The following is a 752-nucleotide window of genomic DNA, read 5'->3' on the forward strand; positions in this document are numbered from 1 at the left end:
CCGATCTGGTCCGCGCCCCGTTTGGTCAGGTTCACCAGATACGGCACCAGGTCGCCCTCGACCTCGCTCGGGTTCACGAAATGGGTCATGCCGAAGCGCTCGCCCCATTCCTTCTTCGAGTTGTTCAGGTCGACGCCGATGATCATGTCGGCCCCGGCCAGACGCAGGCCCTGGATCACGTTCAGCCCGATGCCGCCGAGCCCGAACACGATCGCGGTCGCGCCCTCCTCGACCTTCGCCGTGTTGATCACAGCACCAATGCCGGTGGTCACGCCGCAGCCGATGTAGCAGATCTTGTCGAAGGGCGCGTCCGGGTTGACCTTCGCCAGCGCGATCTCCGGCAAGACCGTGAAGTTCGAGAAGGTCGAGCAGCCCATGTAGTGGAAGATCTTCTCCTTGCCGATCGAGAACCGGCTGGTGCCGTCCGGCATCAGCCCCTGGCCCTGGGTCGACCGGATCGCCGTGCACAGGTTGGTCTTGCGCGACAGGCAGGACGGGCATTGCCGGCATTCCGGCGTGTACAGCGGGATGACATGGTCGCCCTTCTGCAGGCCGGTCACCCCCAGCCCGACATCGACCACCACGCCCGCACCCTCATGCCCCAGGATCGACGGGAACAGACCTTCCGGATCCGCGCCAGACAGCGTGAACTCGTCGGTGTGGCAGATCCCGGTCGCCTTGATCTCGACCAAGACCTCGCCGAACTTCGGACCCTCCAGGTCCACCTCCAGGATCTCCAGAGGCTTCCCTGC

At 64.9% G+C, this 752-nt stretch carries 1 protein-coding gene; it reads right to left on the bottom strand.

Annotated elements, in window-relative coordinates; all coding sequences use genetic code 11:
- Nucleotides 1-752, bottom strand: a 752-nt coding sequence (locus FFK22_RS42045; RefSeq protein WP_143957028.1) for an alcohol dehydrogenase catalytic domain-containing protein, incomplete at both ends; no start/stop codon positions are given.

Origin of the sequence: Mycobacterium sp. KBS0706 (assembly GCF_005938675.2) — a bacterium.
In the GTDB taxonomy this organism is placed as follows: domain Bacteria; phylum Pseudomonadota; class Alphaproteobacteria; order DSM-16000; family Inquilinaceae; genus Inquilinus.